At 72.0% G+C, this 2,159-nt stretch carries 1 protein-coding gene and 1 pseudogene; both read right to left on the bottom strand.

Annotation, left to right across the window (positions count from 1 at the left end):
- Window positions 1-488 (bottom strand): CHAD domain-containing protein (locus DMH12_RS38295; protein ID WP_148107608.1); only part of this gene is annotated, 488 nt, incomplete at its 3' end.
- A pseudogene (gene ppk1 / locus DMH12_RS38290) lies at window positions 469-2,016 on the bottom strand (polyphosphate kinase 1); the annotation flags it as partial. The gene DMH12_RS38295 and the pseudogene ppk1, both read right to left, overlap by 20 nt.
- Between the last annotated feature and the right edge of the window lie 143 nt (window positions 2,017-2,159).

The raw sequence follows: 2,159 nt of genomic DNA, 5'->3' as shown, positions 1-2,159 counted from the left end.
GTGGGTGGTGGCGCTGTCGACCTGGTCATGCCGCTCACCGGGCGGGGGGACGGGAGCGGTGAGGAACCCGAGAGCCGGTGCAGGGCCTGCAGCAAACGGTCCAGGCGGGACGCGTACGCGTGTTCCATCGCCAGCGTGCCGGACAGCCAGGCCAGCTCGGGGCGCATGCTCTCCGCCCAGTCGGCGTCCAGCAGGGGCTGGAACGTGTGCAGCGTGCCGCTGAGGCGGCGGGCGGCTCGGCGCAGGGCGCGCGCCGTGTCCACGTGGGTCGTGGGCGGGGCGGTGGGCGCCGCCGACCTGGTCGCCGGTGACGCGCCGTTCGGGGCCGCGCCCGACTCGCGGTGCCGGCGCAGGGCTCGGAGGAACTCCGTGGCCTGCGCCCGCAGATAGGACGCCAGGGCGTCGGTGTCCGAGGCCGGGTGCGGGTGCGGGTGCGCCGTCGCTTTCGCGGGGGCCCGGTCCGTCGGGTCAAGGTGTCGCTGTGCCACGCCGGCGCCTCCGGGCGTCTATGAGCATCTCCTGGATGTTGCGCAGGGGCTGGCCGTCCGCGTCGGTCGCGTGCCGGGTCCACTCGCCGTCCGGGCCGAGGTGCCAGGAGGCGGTGCCGTCGGACATGCCTGTCTCGAGCAGCCGGTTCAGGGCCGCCCGGTGGGCCGGGTCGGTGACCCGGACCAGGGCCTCGATCCGGCGGTCGAGGTTGCGGTGCATCATGTCGGCGCTGCCGAACCAGACCTCCGGCTCGCCGCCGTTGCCGAAGGCGAAGACCCGCGAGTGTTCGAGGAAGCGGCCGAGGACCGAGCGGACGCTGATGTTCTCCGACAGGCCCTCCACGCCCGGGCGCAGCGCGCAGATGCCCCGCACCCACACGTCGACGGGGACGCCGGCCTGGGACGCCCGGTAGCAGGCGTCGACCACGGCCTCGTCGACCATCGAGTTGACCTTGATGCGGATGTACGCGGGGCGGCCGGCGTGGTGGTGCTGGATCTCCTTGTGGATCCGGGAGACCAGGCCGTCGCGCAGGGACTTGGGCGCCACCAGGAGACGGCGGTAGGTCTCGCGGCGGGAGTAGCCGGAGAGGCGGTTGAACAGGTCGGAGAGGTCCGCGCCGACCTGCGGGTCCGCGGTGAGCAGGCCGAGGTCCTCGTAGAGGCGGGCCGTCTTCGGGTGGTAGTTGCCGGTGCCCACGTGGCTGTAGCGGCGCAGGGTCTCGCCCTCCTGGCGGACCACCAGGGAGAGTTTGCAGTGGGTCTTCAGGCCGACCAGGCCGTAGACCACGTGGCAGCCGGCCTCCTCCAGCTTGCGGGCCCACTTGATGTTCGCGTGCTCGTCGAAGCGGGCCTTGATCTCGACCAGGACCAGGACCTGCTTGCCCGACTCGGCCGCGTCGATGAGCGCGTCGACTATCGGGGAGTCGCCCGAGGTGCGGTACAGCGTCTGCTTGATCGCCAGGACGTCCGGGTCGGCCGCCGCCTGCTCCAGGAAGGCCTGGACCGAGGTCGAGAAGGAGTCGTACGGGTGGTGCAGGAGCACGTCCCTGCTGCGCAGCGCGGCGAAGATGTCGGGCGCGGAGGCGGACTCCACCTCGGACAGGTCGCGGTGGGTGCCGGCGACGAACTTCGGGTACTTCAGCTCGGGGCGGTCGAGGCTGTGGATGCGGAAGAGGCCGGTGAGGTCGAGAGGGCCGGGGAGGGGGTAGACCTCCGCCTCGCCGATCTTCAGCTCGCGGACGAGGAGGTCCAGGACCTCGCGGTCCACGCTCTCCTCGACCTCCAGGCGGACGGGCGGGCCGAAGCGGCGCCGCATCAGCTCCTTCTCGAGGGCCTGGAGGAGGTTCTCCGCGTCGTCCTCCTCCACCTCCAGGTCCTCGTTGCGGGTGAGGCGGAAGGCGTGGTGCTCCAGGACCTCCATGCCGGGGAACAGCTCTTCCAGGTGGGCGGCGATGACGTCCTCGATGGGGACGTAGCGGCCCGGGGACGCCTCCAGGAAGCGGGAGAGCAGTGGCGGGACCTTGACGCGGGGGGAGGGGGGGGGGGGCGCGGGGGGGGGGGGGGGGGGGGGCGCGGGGGGGGGGGGGGGGGGTCTTTTTTACACCCTCCCCGGCCCCGGGCAGGGGGGAAAATACGTCGTCCGGCTTTTTGTTGTAAAAAAAAACAAACACA

Source organism: Streptomyces sp. WAC 04229, from assembly GCF_003947455.1.
Classification (GTDB): Bacteria; Actinomycetota; Actinomycetes; order Streptomycetales; family Streptomycetaceae; genus Streptomyces.
Note: the sequence above shows the minus strand (reverse complement) of the source record. Positions and strands in the feature narration are given on the sequence as shown.